At 61.2% G+C, this 17,591-nt stretch carries 17 protein-coding genes and 1 pseudogene; 4 read left to right on the top strand and 14 right to left on the bottom strand.

Annotated features, from left to right (window positions below; genetic code table 11):
* Positions 1-154: 154 nt before the first annotated feature.
* From HGO92_RS20385 to HGO92_RS20335, 11 genes are all read right to left on the bottom strand, one after another.
* On the bottom strand, positions 155-1,246 hold the full coding sequence (locus HGO92_RS20385) for an LLM class flavin-dependent oxidoreductase (RefSeq protein WP_169998118.1): 1,092 nt from the start codon (positions 1,244-1,246) through the stop codon (positions 155-157).
* A 229-nt stretch (positions 1,247-1,475) separates the two neighbouring features.
* Positions 1,476-2,639 carry a branched-chain amino acid ABC transporter permease gene (locus tag HGO92_RS20380; RefSeq protein ID WP_169998116.1) on the bottom strand — a complete coding sequence of 388 codons (1,164 nt, stop codon included), beginning with the start codon at positions 2,637-2,639 and terminating at the stop codon, positions 1,476-1,478.
* Between the two features lie 5 nt (positions 2,640-2,644).
* Positions 2,645-3,550: an ABC transporter permease subunit gene (locus HGO92_RS20375; protein WP_169998114.1), complete on the bottom strand. Its 906-nt coding sequence runs from the start codon at positions 3,548-3,550 to the stop codon at positions 2,645-2,647.
* A complete protein-coding gene (locus tag HGO92_RS20370; protein WP_169998113.1) occupies positions 3,543-4,346 on the bottom strand; it encodes an ABC transporter ATP-binding protein in 804 nt (267 codons plus the stop codon). The genes HGO92_RS20375 and HGO92_RS20370 overlap by 8 nt, the downstream gene beginning before the upstream one ends.
* Positions 4,346-5,173, bottom strand: coding sequence for an ABC transporter ATP-binding protein (locus HGO92_RS20365; protein WP_240974818.1), 828 nt, complete (start codon positions 5,171-5,173; stop codon positions 4,346-4,348). Before HGO92_RS20365 ends, HGO92_RS20370 begins: the two co-directional genes overlap by 1 nt.
* Before the next feature lie 37 nt (positions 5,174-5,210).
* Positions 5,211-6,515 carry an ABC transporter substrate-binding protein gene (locus tag HGO92_RS20360; protein ID WP_169998111.1) on the bottom strand — a complete coding sequence of 435 codons (1,305 nt, stop codon included), beginning with the start codon at positions 6,513-6,515 and terminating at the stop codon, positions 5,211-5,213.
* Between the two features lie 12 nt (positions 6,516-6,527).
* Complete coding sequence (locus HGO92_RS20355; RefSeq protein WP_169998109.1) at positions 6,528-8,246, bottom strand: CocE/NonD family hydrolase; 1,719 nt, start codon at positions 8,244-8,246, stop codon at positions 6,528-6,530.
* Positions 8,247-9,061: 815 nt separating this feature from the next.
* A complete protein-coding gene (locus HGO92_RS20350) occupies positions 9,062-10,042 on the bottom strand; it encodes an ABC transporter substrate-binding protein (RefSeq protein ID WP_346769039.1) in 981 nt (326 codons plus the stop codon).
* A gap of 154 nt (positions 10,043-10,196) precedes the next feature.
* Complete coding sequence (locus HGO92_RS20345) at positions 10,197-11,837, bottom strand: thiamine pyrophosphate-binding protein (RefSeq protein ID WP_169998107.1); 1,641 nt, start codon at positions 11,835-11,837, stop codon at positions 10,197-10,199.
* A 26-nt stretch (positions 11,838-11,863) separates the two neighbouring features.
* Positions 11,864-12,847: an ABC transporter substrate-binding protein gene (locus HGO92_RS20340; protein ID WP_346769038.1), complete on the bottom strand. Its 984-nt coding sequence runs from the start codon at positions 12,845-12,847 to the stop codon at positions 11,864-11,866.
* 118 nt (positions 12,848-12,965) lie between these two features.
* Positions 12,966-13,844 (bottom strand): LysR family transcriptional regulator, encoded by an 879-nt coding sequence (locus HGO92_RS20335; RefSeq protein WP_169998105.1) that lies wholly within the window; start codon positions 13,842-13,844, stop codon positions 12,966-12,968.
* A 65-nt stretch (positions 13,845-13,909) separates the two neighbouring features.
* On the opposite strand from HGO92_RS20335, the gene HGO92_RS20330 reads away from it, so the two are divergent.
* Complete coding sequence (locus tag HGO92_RS20330) at positions 13,910-14,515, top strand: flavin reductase family protein (protein ID WP_169998103.1); 606 nt, start codon at positions 13,910-13,912, stop codon at positions 14,513-14,515.
* Here the strand turns inward: HGO92_RS20330 and HGO92_RS20325 are convergent.
* Entirely contained in the window at positions 14,512-14,733 is a 222-nt protein-coding gene (locus HGO92_RS20325) for a PLD nuclease N-terminal domain-containing protein (RefSeq protein ID WP_169998101.1), read from the bottom strand. The two genes, HGO92_RS20330 and HGO92_RS20325, sit on opposite strands and share 4 nt — an antisense overlap.
* 79 nt (positions 14,734-14,812) lie before the next feature.
* Here HGO92_RS20325 and HGO92_RS20320 point away from each other — a divergent pair, with 79 nt between their 5' ends.
* Positions 14,813-15,151 (top strand): antibiotic biosynthesis monooxygenase family protein, encoded by a 339-nt coding sequence (locus HGO92_RS20320; RefSeq protein WP_169998099.1) that lies wholly within the window; start codon positions 14,813-14,815, stop codon positions 15,149-15,151.
* Between the two features lie 20 nt (positions 15,152-15,171).
* Here the strand turns inward: HGO92_RS20320 and HGO92_RS20315 are convergent, their stop codons facing one another.
* Positions 15,172-15,885 carry an NUDIX hydrolase gene (locus HGO92_RS20315; RefSeq protein ID WP_169998097.1) on the bottom strand — a complete coding sequence of 238 codons (714 nt, stop codon included), beginning with the start codon at positions 15,883-15,885 and terminating at the stop codon, positions 15,172-15,174.
* A gap of 105 nt (positions 15,886-15,990) precedes the next feature.
* Between HGO92_RS20315 and HGO92_RS20310 the strand changes: the two genes are divergently transcribed.
* Positions 15,991-16,143 carry a hypothetical protein gene (locus HGO92_RS20310; RefSeq protein WP_169998095.1) on the top strand — a complete coding sequence of 51 codons (153 nt, stop codon included), beginning with the start codon at positions 15,991-15,993 and terminating at the stop codon, positions 16,141-16,143.
* Between the two features lie 62 nt (positions 16,144-16,205).
* Here HGO92_RS20310 and catA read toward each other — a convergent pair whose 3' ends face one another.
* The gene (gene catA / locus HGO92_RS20305) at positions 16,206-17,054 is read right to left on the bottom strand and encodes a catechol 1,2-dioxygenase (RefSeq protein ID WP_169998093.1); all 849 of its coding nucleotides are present in this window, start codon (positions 17,052-17,054) and stop codon (positions 16,206-16,208) included.
* A gap of 320 nt (positions 17,055-17,374) precedes the next feature.
* Between catA and HGO92_RS20300 the strand changes: the two are divergent.
* Positions 17,375-17,591 (top strand): annotated as a pseudogene (locus HGO92_RS20300) (benzoate 1,2-dioxygenase large subunit); the annotation flags it as partial.

The raw sequence follows: 17,591 nt of genomic DNA, 5'->3' as shown, positions 1-17,591 counted from the left end.
ATTCAGCTGCAGTGGAGGGGACCTGACGCCCGGAATTGAGTAACTGGACATTCATGCCTTATCCCTCCGCGTCAACAAAATCGCTTTCCTTCCCTCGATTGATCCCTAAAGGTTCACCGGGAACCGGCGATTTTGGCCGCCGGTTCCCGAAACCCTACGCCGCGACGCTGGCCCTCTTCCCGTTCAGGCTGCGCGCCTTTGGCATGACTTCACGTGCGAACAGCTCAAGACTGTCGCGGGCCTGGTCGTATGGCATGCCCCCGAAGCACGGGGCAACAATGATTTCAAAGTCTCCGAGAACGTCGCGAATCTCTTCGATCTGACCAAGGATGCGCTCGGGGTTGCCCCAGAGGGCCGTCTCGGCGTATTTGTCGGCAGCGCCCTGGAGCCCGGCTTCCCTGATCCGCTTCGCGCCATCGGCATAGCGTTCGTATCCCTTGGTGGTGGCGAAGTGGTCGCCGGCCATTTCGTAGTGATCCACATTCGAGTGGAAGAACCGGGAGATGTATTCGAAATGACGTTCCTGGGCCAGTCCATCGTCTTCATGGCAGTACATGTTGACGTTAAGGCAGATAGGAGGAGCAACCTCACCATGCTGTTCCTCGTACTTCTCGCGATAGGTGTTGAAATTGCCCATTAGGTCCGGAACCGGTCGAACAATAAATGACATGAGACGTGCACGCAGGTTTACTGCCGAGGTGATGGAATCCGGCGATCCGGCGACGCAGTAGCGGCGGTCCACGAATGACCCTCTAGGTCCCGGACGGAGCTCGGTGCGCGGCTGCGGGTAGTACGGCCCCTCACCCTCGATAGTGCCTGATTCAACAGCTTCGAAAATCATGGCAGACGCCTCGTCGAAGCGATCCCGCGTTTCCTCCAGCGGAATACGGAACGGCACATATTCTTTGCGGGACAGGCCTCGGCCGACACCTAGCAGCAGACGGCCCTTGGAAATGGCGTCCACCATCAGGGCTTTCTCTGCGACACGCAGCGGATCATTCCAGGGAACAATCACGGCACCGGTGCCGAGCTTAATTTCCTTCGTTTGCCCTGCGATATTCGCCATCATCAGCAGGTTGTCCGGGCACATCGAGTAATCGCTGAAGTGATGCTCTACAGCCCAGACACTGTCATATCCCAGCACCTCGCTGCGGACGGCAAGATCGATCTCGCCGTGGTACATCTCTTCGTCGGTCAGGTTCTCATCAAGCTTCCCGAAGCCCAGATTGATTCCGATGTTCAGCATCGTTCAAGTCCTTTCAGTGTGCTGTCTTTTTCCGTAATCCACATCACTAGGTGATGTATCTGGTTTCACAGTATCGGGGCCAGTCCCGACGTTGCGTCTCACTTTGAGACTGTCAACGATCCGGTCTCTCAACCCTTCAGAAAGTGGAAAAAACCGCAGGTGAGCCCGATCCGACCGCAGGGAATTTACGGTCGATTCGAGCTCACATACGGGCCGAAGCAGAGGGGTTTTATGAAGGCTTGCGGACGTCCACTACTGCCCTATTGCCTGAGCCGAGGGAGCGCAGTTTCTCGCCGCCGATCTTGAACCAGTGCGAGACACCCCGAGGCTCGAAGACCATGACCAGCACGAGGGCGAGACCGTAAATCAGTAGTCCAACCTGGCCAACTGGAATCCCGATTTCACCGGATTGGCTGAAATCCTCCTGCAGGAAGGGGATGTACTCCGCGTATTGGGTGGCCAGGACCGGAATGGCACTGATAATCGCGGCACCGATAACCGGGCCCCAGGTGGTACCCAAACCGCCGACGACGGCGATGATCAATAGTTCCAGCCCCATGTTGATACCGAACTGATGGGTTTGCACATACCGAAGCTGCGCCAGCAACAGCCCGCCGGCCAAGCCGCCGAATGCTCCGGCGATGATGAACGCTTTGACTTTGACGCCGTTGGTGTTGATGCCGGCAATCTGCGCCGCCGTCTCAGCCTCCCGAATGGCGATCATGGACCGCCCGAATCTGGTGCGGTGCATATTGACTACTGCGATCATACTGGCCGCCACGCACAGCCACACCAGGATGAACAGGCCCTGTTGGTAGCCGTAGGCCATGCCGCCGACGACAAGATTGCCAAAGTCCATAAAGCCCAGGGACAACGCGGGAGAAGCAGATATACCGCTGTTGCCACCAGTAAAGACCGTCGAGTTCACGAAGATGTAGGTACCGACGAAAATCAAGCCGAGACTCAAGACAATCTGGAACACACCTTTCAGCCTCAGCGTCAGCGGCGCCACGATGGCCGCGGCCAAGCCCCCGATGATAAAGGTGGCCGGAAGCCAGACCAGCAGCGGCAGTTCAGCCAGGCCAGCCAACGCGACGCCAGCAAACGCTCCGACGCCCACAAAAACACTCTGCGCCAGCGAAATTTGCCCGGCATAGCCGGAGAGCACGTTGAGCCCGATGGCAGCAATTGCATAGATTCCGATGGTCACGCCAAGGGAAATCAGGAAGGGGTTTCCGACGCTAAGCGGCACCGCAAAGATCAACAGGAAACCGACGGCCAGCCCGATTCGCTGCCCCTTGGAGACACAGAGCTGCGATTCGTCCTTCGTCCGACTTCTTTCCCGTTGGACATGGGCTGTCCTGACCGGCTTAACCGTTTCTGTAATGGCCATGGCGCTCACGCCCTCCTTGTTTCAAGTGTTTTGGCGAATCCGCTGGGCTTGACCACGAGCAGCAGGATGAGCACAACCCAGGGCAAGGCCGATGCGAAGCCCTGGCCGAAGCTTTCGGGAACATAACCGGAGGCATAAGTCTGCACAAGGCCCAGGGCCAGTCCACCGTAAATGCAGCCGGGAAGTGACGAGAGGCCGCCGAGGATCAGGGCCGGCAGGGCAGTGAAAGCGACTTGGTCCAGCGTCGGCACAAGTCCCCCGCCGATTTCGGTAGCCAACATCATGCCAGCCAGCACCGAGGCCGCACCGCACATTGCCCAGGCTGTAGCTGAAATAACGTGCGGATTGATGCCTTGGGCACGCGCGGCCTCCGGATCGTTGGCCGCGGCGCGCATACCAACGCCGACCCTAGTGTGCTGGATGATGTAGTAAAAAATTCCAAGCAAGCCGAGGCTGAGGACAACGGCCCAAATATCGCGGACAGCGATGGCCACTCCGCCCAGCCGGACAACGTCGAGGCCCCATGGATCATTGATCAGGTAATTCAACGGACCCCAAATGCTGACCACGGCGGCTTGCGCGATCGAGATCAATCCCAGGCTGACCAACAGAACGGAAAGGTGCTCGATAGACTTGTGCCCCTTGCCGCTGAGCTTGGAAAACAGATATCGCTCGCCCAATATGCCTAACGCCGTGCAGACAACCGCAGCCAGAGCCACGGCAAGGATGAATCCCAGCGACCACAGGACGTGAAACTGGTAGGTCAGGTAGGCACCGAGCAGAACGAGCGCCCCCGGCAGCATATTGAAGTGGCCGGTTGCCTTCAGCAGTACTGCAAATCCGATGGCCACCAGGGCGTAGAGAATGCCTAGCGAGATGCCGGACGCGGTCAGTTGGATGAAGTTATTCACTGATCGCCCCTTCCATGAGCAACTCTGTCTGCGCGTCGGATTCGTCTGTTGCGCCGAGATAGGCAGCAATGACACGTTCGTTTTGTTGGATTTCGGCAGGTGTCCCCAATCCGATGACTTCTCCGAAATCAAGTGCAAGGATCCGGTCCGCGATCCGCATAACCATCGCCACATCATGTTCGATCAGGACGATCGTCAATCCCAACTGTTTCTTCAGTTCCAGCACATACTCAACGAAAGTTTCGGTCTCTTCATGGTTCATACCGGCCACGGGTTCATCCAGCAGAAGCAATGAAGGCTTGGACGCGACGGCTTTGGCGATTTCCACCCGCTTGCGAATGCCGTACGGCAGCGTGTCCACCACGGAATCGCGGACTTCCAGCAGGTTCATCAACTCCATCAACTCATCCGCGTTCCGGCGAGCCTGCCGCTCAGAGCGGAACACGCTGGGCCAACGGATGGCGGCAGTGAACGCACCGCCCTGGATCTGCAGGTGGCTGCCGACAAGGATGTTTTCCGCAACGGTCATAGAGCCGAACAATCCAAGGTTCTGAAAGGTCCGCGCAATGCCCATATCCGCGATTTCGTGCGGTTTCTTTCCAATGACTTCATTGCCATTGACCTGGATGCTGCCTTTGGGCTTCACTAGGCCGCTGAGGCAGTTGAACAGAGAGGTCTTCCCAGCTCCGTTGGGACCAAGGATGGCGAAGAGTTCGCCCATTTCGACCGAAAAGTCCACGTCTTTCAGGGCAACGACGCCCCCGAACTCCAGCCTGAGGGATTCAACGTTCAGCATCAGCGCACCGCTTCCTTGTTCAGCTTCCGGCCTGCCGCCGGGGCAGCGATACCGAGGTATAGATCTCGCAAGGTATCATCCGCAAGCATTTCCTGTGCCGTGCCATGGTGCTCAACCCTGCGGCTGTCCAGCACATAGGCGTAATCGGCAATGGACAGAGCCGTTCCCACATTCTGTTCAATCAGCAATACGCTGCATCCCTGACCGTTGATTTCCACAATGATGTCCCTGATCTGATTGACGATCAAGGGGGCAAGACCCAATGACGGCTCGTCCAGCAGCAACAATTTCGGCCCCTGCATGAGTGCGCGGCCGACGGCGAGCATCTGCTGCTCTCCACCGGACAATAACCCGGCCGCCAGATCCCGCTTCCGCGCCAAGACCGGGAACAGCTCGACTACGTTCTGATAGGCCTTGGCAGCAGCTGACTTCGACTGTGTGTATCCGCCCGCCTTGAGATTGTCCTGGACACTCAAATCAGTGAAGACGCGCCGTCCTTCCAGGGAAATGGAGATTCCTTTGCGTACCCTCCCCCACGGGCTTTCATCGCCCAGGTTCTTCCTCTGATAGCTGATTGACCCGCTTCGTACGGCGCCTCCGTGCAGGCCTAACAGACCCGATACGGCGCGAAGCAAGGTCGTCTTACCTGCTCCGTTCACTCCCAGGAGTGCCACGATCTCGCCTTCATGCACATCAAGGTTGATGCCTTCGAGCGCCGAAATCGAACCGCCGCTGTAGGCCACGGATAAGTTTTCAACTGACAAAAGCTTCGAAGCGCTTAAGCGATCTGGACTCTGTCTGATGTGCCGTCTCTGGGCGTTCATCATGTCTCCTTTAGTGAGAGCCGTACCGGGTCCGGCGGTTTTACTTACCGACTTCGGTAGCGTTGAATTGCTTGGCAACGGCCGAATCGTAGTTGTATTCCTCCAGCTTTAGGCCTGTGGCAGCGTCCTCGTTGACTGTGAAGACGGAGATGAAGTGACCTGACTTGCGCTTCGCGGGGTCGCCTCCATAGGTGTAGTCGCCGCCGCCCATTCCATAGTCCGGGACCGTATCGAGGGTTTTTGCAACCTCCATCAGGTGCTCGCGAGACAGGTCGCCGTCGGCGATGGCCTGTTCGAGAATTGCAGTAGCCACCATGCCGCTCAAGTAACCCGTCTGATAGCTGTTGGCCATCGGCTTATGGTCCGGGTCTATCTCGGCCAGATCCTCTTCCAACATCTTCTGACCTTCAACCGATGTATCGCCCCATTCGGTGCCCGTGACGAAGAACTTTACGTTCTCTTTGATGTAGTCAGCGGCGGGCCCGGTGGCGAGGCTCTCGTTGTAGGCGGTGTTGCCCGCGATCCACTTTGCATCGAAGTTCAGCTGCACGGCGCGGACAGCGGCGTTTTGGATTACGGCACCGGCCCCGCCGAGATCAACCACTTCGCAGCCTGCACTCTTCAGGCGGGAAATCTGCGGAGTGAAGTCCTGATGCGCCGTCGGGAACCGAACGGCAACACCCTTCTTGAGGCCCAGCTCTTCAACGGCGTAGTCAAAGCCGTGCTCCACTTGGTCTCCGAAGTCGTCATCCTGCAACAGCGCGCAGTACGTAGCCTCCTGCAGACCCTGCTCGTCAGCAAAGTACTGGACCGCCGCCGAATGGTAGGTCGCGTAAACCGGGCCGAACGGGGCAATGTTGGGGTGCTGAAGCAAATCCTCAACCGCAACTGCGGGGATTGCCATCATGTTATCGGTCTCGAGCTGAGGGAGGAGCGCCTGGACAATGGCGGTGCCCAGCACATTCGTGAGCATCAGTACGTCGTTCTTCATCGAGTTGTACAGCGGGACGGCAACCGAAGGGTTGTATTCGGTGTCGTAGTTTTCCACCTCCACGGTGAAGCCCTCCAAAGGGCCGCCGGGCTGCGTTGCCCGATGGAACCACGCTTCCTGACCGGTGACATTGGTAACCGCCGGAGCGAATACTCCGGAGGTCGGCACCAAATTCCCCACTGTAATGGTCTTGGTTTCCGCGTCGAAACCCGGAACGCTGACCAAGGCTTCGGGACCGGCACCTCCGTCGGCACCGGCGCTGCCGCCGCTGTTAGAGACAGCGGTGCCGGCACAACCGGTCATCAAAAGTGCGGCTGTAGCCGCAAGAGCAAGTGCGCGTCGTCGAGCATGCATAGATAGTTCTCCTTATGAAGGAATTACAGGCAATTGGATGTAGCTGGGCTGACTTGCCGTGCAGGAAATCTGTTGTACCGCCGTGACGAAGTCTTCTTCGGTGACGTCGCCGGCTGGTTTCCTGATCCCGGAATTCCGGTCGTAGCATGGAAAATTGGAACTCGCGATATCCACGCGGATCCGATGGCCTTTCTTGAAGACCTGACTGGTTGCAACCAGATCAATCGTGTATTCGTAAACCTCCCCTGGTTCGACAATCACGGCGTCATCCATCCCGTTGCGATAACGGGCCCGAACGATGCCGTCGGCCACCCCCATGGCCCTGCCATCCGGCCAGACATCCACCAACTTCGCGGTGAAGTCAGCATCGTGTGCTGATGTCGACGCGTGCAGCGTGACGGTTAACGGACCGGTGACTTCCAACTCGTCTGCAAGGACATGGCTGGTAAATCTTGCAATATCGCTACGGCCATCCAAGACTCTCTGATCGCGCGCGCCAGGCATATATTCCATACCGCCATCAGGCCCGCCGTTGATCAGTGTGCCGCCGCCTACGGTCGGTACCGGGTTGTGCGGATCATGGACAAATTCAACGATGGCATTCTTTCCGCCCGGCTCTTGCCCCAGCCCGCCGTCGGCCTGTAGGTACCACTTCTGCCACTGCGTTCGGGCCAACGGCCATTCCTCCTCCGCACGCCACCGGTTTGCCCCCATGACGAAGATCTGGACCGGAGGCAAAGACGTAGCATCGCCGTCGACGCTCTCGCGCAGGAAGCGCAGCTGCTGTTCCTCAAGCCGGATGGCCTGGGCCGCGCCGGCCGCGAAATGCAGTTCACCCGCGGCACCACTCTGGTCTGTATGGGTCCAGGGACCAACAATCAGATGCTGGTTCCTACGGGCTTCGGGGGACTCCGCCTTCTGCGCGATCGTCGTGTAATTGTCGAGTGTTCCGCCGAGGAACAGATCGAACCAGCCGCCGACGTGCAGGGCCGGCACTTCAGTCCTGGCCCGATGTTGGGTGTAGCCGATTTGCTTCCAGTAATCGGCATCCGTTTCCTTATGCAGCCAGTCCTTCCAGCTGGGCAGGACATCAGTGATGGCGTTTAAGTCCGTCAAAGGCAGTGTGCGATAAGTGGCTTCCATGTCGCGCGTCATGCTAATGAAGGCACCCATTTTTGCCGCGATATCTTCGCCCCGTGCGGCACGTTCTCCTAAGGTCTGCGCTGTTTTCAACGTGTGCCAGCCGAGTCCCTGTCCGAGCTGCAGCGCACCCTGCTTGTAGACCAGACCGTCCCGGTAGCTGTTGGTGGCAACGATTGGAACGATGGCGGTGAGGCCCTCCGGACGGTGGCCGCTAACTGCCAGTTGCGACATGCCGAGGTAGGAGGCACCGAACATGCAGATCTGCCCCGACGACCACCGCTGGTCCACCAGCCAGGCGATGGAATCGAGGCCGTCGTTGGTTTCGTTCTCAAACGCCCGTAGTTCCCCCTCGGAGGAACCGGTGCCCCGGCAATTTTCAACAACGACGGCGAAACCTGCCTCAAGCGCCGGCAGAATAGGCAAGGAGCGAGACATCTGCTCGTTGTAAGGCGTACGGACCAAAAGGACTGGTTGCCCCTGATCCGAGGAAGCGCGGTAAACAACAGCAGACAGGTGTACGCCGTCCCGCATGGGAATGCGCACGGTCTCTAGGGACCTCGTACTCAGACTCTCGATCGTTTGCGTCATAGCGTAGCTCGCCGGTGTCCTTCCTTCGGTTGCATTTATCTCTCCCGTCACGATTTGTGAACTGACACACATGACGCTACTGGAGTGTCCACGGCGAGACTGTCTCAATTTGAGACTGTCTGCGCATGGCTCCGAATGCCTGGGGACGCTAGGAGTTCCGCGACTGCTAGCGTTCAATTCCATTGAATTAATCCATAGTTGGATTGTTCATAATCAACGGTCGGTCAACATCGCCGAGCTGGCCCGTACCCGGCCGAGGGATACCCAGAACCCGAAACGGCGCTCGGGCGCACGCCGGAGTCCGGGCAGCATGTCGAACATCAACGCCAATGCCTACTACACCGCTGCGGCGGCTTTTACCCCTGTCAGGCCCGCTACACGCGGCATGACCTCAGCGGCGACGAGCCGCACGCTCTGCCGTGCCAAGCCATAAGGCATGGCGCCATAGGTTGGTGCCAAACCAGTTCGAATCCCCCAGTGTTTCCCTGAACCCCGCGATGCGCTCGACCAACTCATCCGGCGTCCCGGGGAGAGCAGCATTGGAGCACCCCCGGTCGGCCCCCTCCAAGCCAACGCCCCTTATGAACATTGCCGAATCCCAAGGTAATACCGAATTACATTGCCTCAAGCTCGCTGCTGACCAGATCCACGGGCATGTAAGGGCCCACTGTGATCATTTACAACCTCTACCGCGATTGTTCTACGTGTCACTTTGAGATCAAGCTGCTGTTGGTCCGACACTCCCAGTCCTGCTTGCGCCACAAGGGGGACCCCTCCCGTAATACTGTGGAGGGGCCCTTCGTCGGAATCTCCGCTTAGCGCGGAAGCAGTGCTTCCATGTCCGGAATCTCCTCGATCAAACCGCCCTTGAGGGATATGTCGGCGATCTCCTGGATGGATTCCGCGTTTACTTCCTGCGCGAACTTCGGCAGCGTGAGCTCCTCGATGATGGCGGGATCGAGCTGGGTGTACTCGGGGAGGATTGCCCGCACCTTGTCCGGGTTCTCTTCGGCGAAAGCCTGGGACTTCTTCATCGCGCTGACGAAAGCCTCGGTGACTTCCGGTTTCTGCTCGGCGATCTCGTCCGAAGTGAAGTAGACGGCCACGGTCAGGTCCTCCACCGGATGCGCGTAGTTGGAGAAGACCGGGACTGCCCCGTCCTGCCGGGCGAGAGTCAGGAACGGCTCCACCGCGGCGATCGCATCGACGTTGTCCTGCTCCAGGGCCGCCCGCATATCCGGGAACGCCATCTCCACGTAGTCCACCTTGGAAGGGTCACCGCCAGCCTCTTCGACGGCGGCGCTGATGGTGGAGTCAGAGATATTGTTCAGCGTGTTGACGGCGATCTTCTTGCCCTCAAGATCCTTGATCTCCTCGATACCGCTGTCCGGCTTGACCATCACGGCCGCGAAGTCTTCATTTTCATCCCCGGTGGTGGACGAGCCGCTCGCGACCATCTGCATGGGCAGCCCCTTGGACCGCGCGATGATCAGCGACGTGACGTTGCTGAAGCCGAAATCCATTTGGCCACTGGTGATAGCCGGAACAATCGCCGCACCGCCCTGCGCCTGGGTCAGCTCAAGATCCAACCCGGCCTCCTCGAAGAAACCTTCCTTCTCACCCAGGTAGATCGGGGCGACGTCGACAATGGGGATGACGCCGACATTGACCGGAGTCAGTTCCCCGCCGGCACCGGGCGATCCACCGCCGCCTTCCTCGCCAGAGGGACTGCCGCCACCGCAGGCGGTCACGGCCAGCACGGCCGTCAGAGCAAAGGCTGCACGAAGTTTCTTCACTTGCTTCTCCAAATCCCGGTTCCCAACAAAGCAAAGGCACGAACAAAGACCCCAAAGCGTGCCCCGCATCACAATACCTATGGCCATAGTGCCGGTCAACGGTTCGAGTCGGATCTTGTCCACATCGTGACGCACCGCCTCGGACAGAAAGCCCCTACTCGTCGTCGAACGTATGGGCCAGCACCCACGACGGGAAGGAACTGATCTTCGCGTCAATCACCAGAGGCGTGGTCCGCTCCCCCTCCAGCCAGTCCCGCACACCCTGCAGGTCCTGGACCGAACGCACGGTGACCCCCGTGCAGCCGAAACCGCGTGCGACGGCGGCAATGTCCGTTTCCGGGAACTCCACCGCCTCCATCGACGCGCCCTCGTGGACAAAGTGGTGGACCTCGGCGCCGTAAGCGTTGTCGTTGTAGACCACCGCGACCATCGGCAGCTTCAGCCGTACCGCAGTATCGAGTTCGGTCAAGCTCATCATGAAGCCGCCGTCGCCGATCCCGGCCACCGCCATCCGGCCGGGAGTTGCCAGGGCGGCACCGATGGCGGACGGCAGCGCCAAGCCGATCGACTGGAATGCCAGCGGCACGCAGTAACCGCGTTCATCCGGAATCTGGAAAAACATGGCCGGGTAGCCGTTGAAGTTTCCGCCGTCCGGAACCACCACGCGCTCCATCGGCAGCAAGTCATCCAGCGCGATAGTCAGCGTCCGGGGATCGATGGTCTCCGCCGTGGCAATCTCCTCGAACGGGACATCGCGCCAGCGCCGGCCGGACTTGATCTGCACCGCCACGTCCTCGGTCCGGTAGCCCGTTTTGCTGACCGCCCGCCGCTCGAGTTCGGCGTCCACGGCCGCGGCCACCAGGGCCGAGTCTCCGATGACCCCCAACTCGACGGGCCGGTGGAAGCCGATGGCTTCGGCCGTATCGTCCACCTGCACCACGGTGGCCGTCTCTAGCAAGGAACCGCTGCGCGAAGTCCAGCGGTTCAGGCTGGCACCGAAGGCAACAACGACGTCGGCCCCTTGGACCAGCTCGGCCGTCACCGGGCTGGCGAAGCCACCCATCACGTCCAGGTGCCACGGGTCCTCGTTGAACAATCCACGGCCCACGGCAGAGGTGGTCAGCAGCGCGCCGGTCCGTGCCGCGAGCGCGCGGATTTCCCCCTTCGCGCCGAAAGCCCCGCGGCCTCCCACGAGGACCGGCCGTTCGGCCTCCTCCAGCAGGTCTGCCAGCCGGGAAATCGCCTCCGGCGAGGGGCCGGCCGCCAGCCGGGGCGCAATGTCCGGCACCAGCTCCGGGGACCAGTCGATCTGCTCTTCCTGCACATCCAGCGGCAGGTTCAACAGGACAGTCCGCCGCTCATCCCGGGCCAGCCGGTAGGCCCGGACCGCGTCCGCAACCGCCGTCCGGGCAGAATGGATCCGCTCCACCTTGGCCCCCAATGCGCCAACGGCACCCGCCTGGTCGATCCAGAAGTTGGAGGCCTTGTCCGTGGGCGGCGTCTCGCCGGAAAGCACCAGCAGAGGCGTCCGGCTCTTGGCCGCTTCCCCGATCCCGGTCATGGCGTTGGTCAGCCCGCAGCCCTGGTGCACGCTGAGCACCGAAACCTGGCCGCTGGCACGGGAGTAGGCATCGGCCATGCAGGCCGCCCCATTCTCGTGCCGCGCCGCCGTGAACTTCACGCCGGCATCCATCAGGGCGTTGGTTACGTGGAAGTTGCCGCTTCCGGTGACCCCGAAAGCGTGTCCAATACCCAACTGGGCCAAAGTGCGTCCAACAGCTTCTGCGACTCTCATATCAATCCTTTTCTATGGTTTGTTGGCTATGGCAGCAGCGCGTCCAGGTCCGGCGCCTTGTCGATGGTGCCGTACTTCAGGGCCGCTTCGCCCAGGGTCTGGGCTGCGTCCCGGTGGAACTCCGGGGTAAAGCGCGGCAGGGCGATCTCGTCCAGCAGTTCCTTGTCGATCTGCGTGTAGGTGCCGATAATCTCGCGGACTTCTTCCGGGTTCTCCTGCGCGTACTCCATGGACTTCTTCATGGAGGCGGTGAACTTCTCCACCATCCCGGGGTCCTGCTCGATCTTCTGCTCAGTGGTGAAGTACCCGCCGATGTCCAGGTTCGGATGGCTCTCAGCGTACGGCCAGGACACCACGCGGGCACCACTCTGGATCGCCGGCGTCAGGAACGGCTCCAGAATCAGCGCCGCATCGACCTGCCCGTTCTCCACTGCAGCGAGCGCGTCCGGGAACGCCACTTCGACAAAGGTCGGCTTGGAACCGTCCCCGCCGGCCTTGTCCACCGCGGTCCGGACCGCGGTGTCGCCAATGTTGGCGAGGTTGTTGGACGACACCGTCTTGCCCTCCAGGTCGGCGACCGTCCGGATGTCCGAATCCGCTGCAACAACGACGCCGGCAAAGTCGCCTTCGTCTCCACCCGCCGTCGTAGTTCCGTTGGCGACGTATTTCAGGTCCAGCCCCTGGTCACGGGCGACCATCAACGAGACGGTGTTACCGAAGGCGAAGTCGAAGCTGCCGCTGACCACGCCGGGCACGGCGACCGCGCCGCCGGTGGTGTTTTCGATGGTCAGGTCCAGTCCTTCCTCTTCGAAAAAGCCCTTCGCCTTGCCCAGGTGGATCGGTGCAACATCGCCGATCGGGATGGCGCCGACGGTCACCTCGGTCAGGCCCGCCGCCGCATCGCCGTTGGCGGGCCCGCTGCCCGCTCCCGACGGCGTGCCGGAACCGCACGAGCTCAGGAGGACCAGTGAGGCCCCGGCGAAAATTGTAGTGACCAGTCGTTTCATCATGCACTTCCTTGTGTTGAAGCTGAAGGTCCGCAGTCGGCTCCAGTCTAGGAAGCTGTGATCCATGAGACCACTGAATAATATGACTAGTTGAAATAGATACAGCTAATAGTCACGGGAGTCAGGTGAGGGCTTCAAGCAGCGCCTGATGGAACCAGGCCAACGCCGCCGACTCCCGGTCCGCCGCGCGCCGGTGTAGCGTCACCTCAAGGGGCAGTACGTCGAAGGGCAGATCCTCGATCTTCAGCGGCCACTGCTGCAGCCATCCGGCCGCCATGGACTCCGGGACAATAGCGGCCAGATTGCACTCCGAGACAATGGCGGGCAGCACCGCAAAATGGTGGACCATGACGGTGGAACGCCGGACGATGCCCAGAGCGTCCATTGCCTGCTCTGCGAGCTGGTGTCCCGTGCTGCGCGCCACGATGGCATGCCCGGCGGCGAGGAACTCCGCCATGTTGAGGTGTTCACCGGCCAGCGGGAAGTCTTTGCGCAGCAGGCAGACATACTTTTCCCTCTTCAGCAGCACGCTCTCGAAGCTGCCGCTGATGGGCCAGGACGCTATGGCCGCGTCCACCGACCCCTTGGCCAGCCACTCGGCAAGGTACTCGATTTCCATCGGCACCACTTCGACTTCCACCTCCGGCGCCTCGGCAGAGATCCGGCGCAGGATCTGCGGCAGGAAACCCAGCTCCCCCAGGTCCGAAAGGCAGAGCCGGAACCGGTACGCCGACGTCGCAGGGTCAAAGGTCCTGACGCTGTCGACGGCGAGGTCGATCCTGCTGACCGATTCTTGGAACACCGGGTAGAGTTCGCGCGCCAACGGTGTCGGTTCCATCCGCCGGCCGCCGCGGACAAAAAGCTCGTCCCCGAGTTCCTGCCGCAGCCGGGCCAAGGTGTGGCTGACCGAGGGCTGCGTGACGAACAGCGCCCGCGCGGTCAGGGTCAGGCTGCCCGTTTCGTAGACGGAGAGGAACGTGCGCAGCAGGTTCAGGTCCATCGTCGCAGCCTCCAGCCCTCGCGGATCACTCCGCCGGATGCGGGTAGCTATGGTGTTATGAAACCATGCGAGTGGACTTTTCCCCTGACGACATGGGCTCCCGGGACTTCTACAAGTTCCTGACATCCGTGGTCATCCCGCGCCCGATCGCCTGGGTCTCGACGCTCAGCGCCGAGGGCATTCCCAATCTCGCCCCGCATTCCTTCTTCACGGTCGCCTCCACCGATCCGCCGATCGTCCAGTTCACCCCGACCGCACGGAAGGACTCGCTGAACAACGTGGAGGCCACCGGCGAATTCGTGGTCAACTTCGCCTCCGAAGACCTGTTCGCGGAGATCAATGGCACGGGCACCAATTTTCCCGCCGATATCAGCGAGTTCGACGCCGTGGGACTGGCGATGGAGTCGAGCTTCACCGTGCGTCCGGCGAGGGTCGCGGAATCGCCGGCGGCGCTGGAATGCAAGCTGCACCGGATCGTGCCGGTGGGCAATTCGTGGCTGGTCCTCGGGGAGGTGAGCCACGCCGTCGTCAATCACGAGATGCTGGACGGCAAGCATCCGGAGGCGCGCAGGCTAAAGCCACTGGCCCGGCTGGGGCTCAACGAGTGGAGCCGGCTGGGACAGATCGTCACGATCGACCGAATCCCCTACCGCGACTGGCCGAAAAGCTAAACCTTCCTGCGGCCGAAAAGGAAGTAGGCGATGGGGCCCAGGAAGTTGACGAACGTGCCGGCCACCCAGGCCGCCTTCGGTCCATTGACCTCCGCGGCGGAGCGGCGCTTCAGGTCCTTCAGCGCCACGGCCTGCAGTCCCAACTGGACGCCGATCATCAGCGCGCCCCGGGCCTTCTGGCCGTTGTTGAGTTCCTTCCAATTTTTCTTCCGTGCCATCGTGCGCTCCTGTCATAAAAGGGCCGTCATATAGGGCTGGACCCAGTCTATGGTCAGTGAGTCCGAGCATAATAGGCCCATGAGCATCGTGAAAATCAACGCCATTACCGTACCCGCCGACTCCGGAGACGAGCTGGCCAAGCGCTTCGCGGCGCGCGCCGGCGCCGTGGACAACCAGGACGGCTTCGAGGGTTTCGAACTGCTGCAGCCCACTGACGAGCGCAACACCTGGCTGGTCATCACCCGCTGGCGGGACGAGGAGTCCTTCGAGGCGTGGAAGAGCTCGAAGGCTTTCGGCCACGGCCACTCGCAGGAAGGCGGCGAGGGCGCGCCGCCGCAGAAGCCTGTGGGCATGTCCGCGGAGCTGTGGAGCTACAAGGTATCCGGCGGCAGCGCGGGCAACACCGCCAACGCCTGATTATTCGGTCAGCGGGCTGGCTAGCTGCGCTCGTAGATCCAGTTCAAGCCATTCATCGTCAGCCGGTGCTTGCCAGTGGCCTGCGCCGCGAGACTGCTTTGCTCGTAGTCGACGTCGCCGGCCCAGACGATCACCTGGCTGCCACCGCTCGTCGCCAGCCGGCGGCTCTGGAAGGTCTCCGGTTCGCCCGAAGCCGCCCGCTCCAGAGCCCCGGCCACGGTCGAATCCTGCAGCAGCAAGTGCAGCGTCACCCAGGTTGGCGTGACCAGCTGCATGATTGCTTCCTGATGGCGGCGCAGTGCTTCCGCAGGTGTCAGCCAGGCATAGTCCATCAGCTCGCCCTCGTTCAGCTGTATCTCCTGCGCCGGGGCAGATGCGAGGAAGAACCAGGTCTTTAGCCGCTTCGAGGCCTCAGCCGGCGGGATCCAGCAGGACAGGTGGGTCAGGCTCTCCGGCGGAACCACTACGCCCGTCTCCTCCACGGTTTCCCGCACCCCGGCACGGCGGGCGGCGGCCAGCTCGTGCGCCTCATCCCCGGACCTGTCCGCACCGCCGTCGTTATTGGTATCCGCGGAAGCGCCGGCATAGTCCTCCGGATCCACCCGGCCGCCCGGAAAAACCCACGCGCCGGCAAAGGAGCCGGTATGCCGTGGCCGCTCGAGCAGCAGCACTTCCGGTCCGGCCAGGGAATCGCGCAGCAGCACCACTGTCGCCGCAGACCCCACTAAAGTCATTGCCGGCCCCTTCCTCCACTGCCACTGTCCCTGCGGCTACCGCTGCCGCTGCCAGCTTTGACCGTATCGCAGACCGCGCACGATCAGCAGGCGTACTCTCGATCCATGATGGTGCATTCCTGGGATGCTGCGAAGAACGACGACGATTGGCAGGACCGGCTGGCCCGGGGCCGCGACTTCGGCATGCTGATCGCCAATAGTGCCGGTGGCGGATCCAGATCCGCTGTCGAGCCGGACACAACAACTTCGCAGGCTTAAATGCAGCGGCACCGCGAACGGATCCATCTCCGCTCACGGTGCCGCAAAAACCGGTGCCGGTTTTACTTGGCCGGGTCAAGCACGAAGTTATAGGTGACTTCGCGGCCGGTGCCGTCCGCCTTGTCCTGCGGGTCCAGGACCAGTTCAGGCTTTACGGCCGAGGCGATGTCGTCCGAGAGGTGCTCGTCGCCCACGAAGTACAGCTGGGCGGTGATGAGCTGGTGGTCGGCAGCGTGCACCTTGACGTGGATGTGCGCGGGACGCCAGGCGTGCCAGCCGGCGGCGGCGATCAGCTTGCCGCAGGCACCGTCCGTCGGGATCTGGTACGGGGCCGGCTGCATGGTGTTGATCTGGTAGAAACCGTCGGCATCGGCAACCACGGTGCCGCGCAGGTTCCATTCGGGCAGACCCGGTGCGAACTGGGAGTAGAAGCCCTGGTCATCCGCGTGCCAGATCTCCACGATGCCGCCGGCCAGCGGTTCGCCGTCGACGTTGGTGATACGACCCTGGAACAGCAGCGGCGTGCCCGGCTCGTCGTCGCGCATCGGCAGCGTGGCCGGGGTCTGCTGGGACGGGGAATCCGGAACGTAGTACGGGCCTTCGATGGTGCCCTTGCTGCCCTCGCGGTCTTCGCTGGCAACCTCTTCGACGGAGTGCTCGACCCACACGTCGAGGAACAGCGGCCATTCGCCGTCCTCGCCAACCTGGATCAGCCACGCCTTCAGCGCGTTGTACTCGTCGTAGGTGACCTTCTCTTCCAGGATCGTGTCGTTGATCGCCCCGATCACCCGGGACGCCAGCAGGTTAACGCGTTCCTTGCTGGTGTCTGCGGCAAACTTCTTGTTCTCACGGAAGCGCTCGGTTGCGTTGGCACCCGAGGCGGCGGCGGTGGCCTGAATTTCCTGTGTCATGTCGTTTCCTTCTTTTCCTTTGGCGGTACCGCTGCCGGATGCGGCCCTGTTCCCCAAGCCGCGCCCCGCACTGCTGTTTGGTGAGCAGCGATACAGAAAAACGTGTTGCTGTAACCCTAACCACATTGTTTAGGACGGACAAATACGAAAATCAGCCGTATTGATATGTGTGTCGTTTCAATTCCACCCTAGGTCAACCCTAGGGGCGCCCCTAGTGTGAGGTACGCCTCCGGCTGGAAGAGTGGTCGCTAAATGTCAAGACCCCGCGTGACTGCGACCACATGGTTGCGTGGCCGCGGACATAGATGAAGGAGACGAAGATGACCCAGGCACTGAGCGATGTCAGCGCTACGCTGGACGATGCCGTCGTCGAGGATCACGAGAACGGGATCCACCGGACCAAACGCAAGATCTTCACGGACGAGGAGATCTTTGAACTCGAGATGAAGCACATCTTCGAGGGCAACTGGGTCTACCTGGCGCACGAGAGCCAGATCCCGAACGTGGGCGATTACTTCACCACGTACATCGGCCGGA

The organism is Crystallibacter degradans (genome assembly GCF_012952295.1).
In the GTDB taxonomy this organism is placed as follows: domain Bacteria; phylum Actinomycetota; class Actinomycetes; order Actinomycetales; family Micrococcaceae; genus Crystallibacter; species Crystallibacter degradans.
This window is presented reverse-complemented; position numbering and strand designations above follow the sequence as displayed.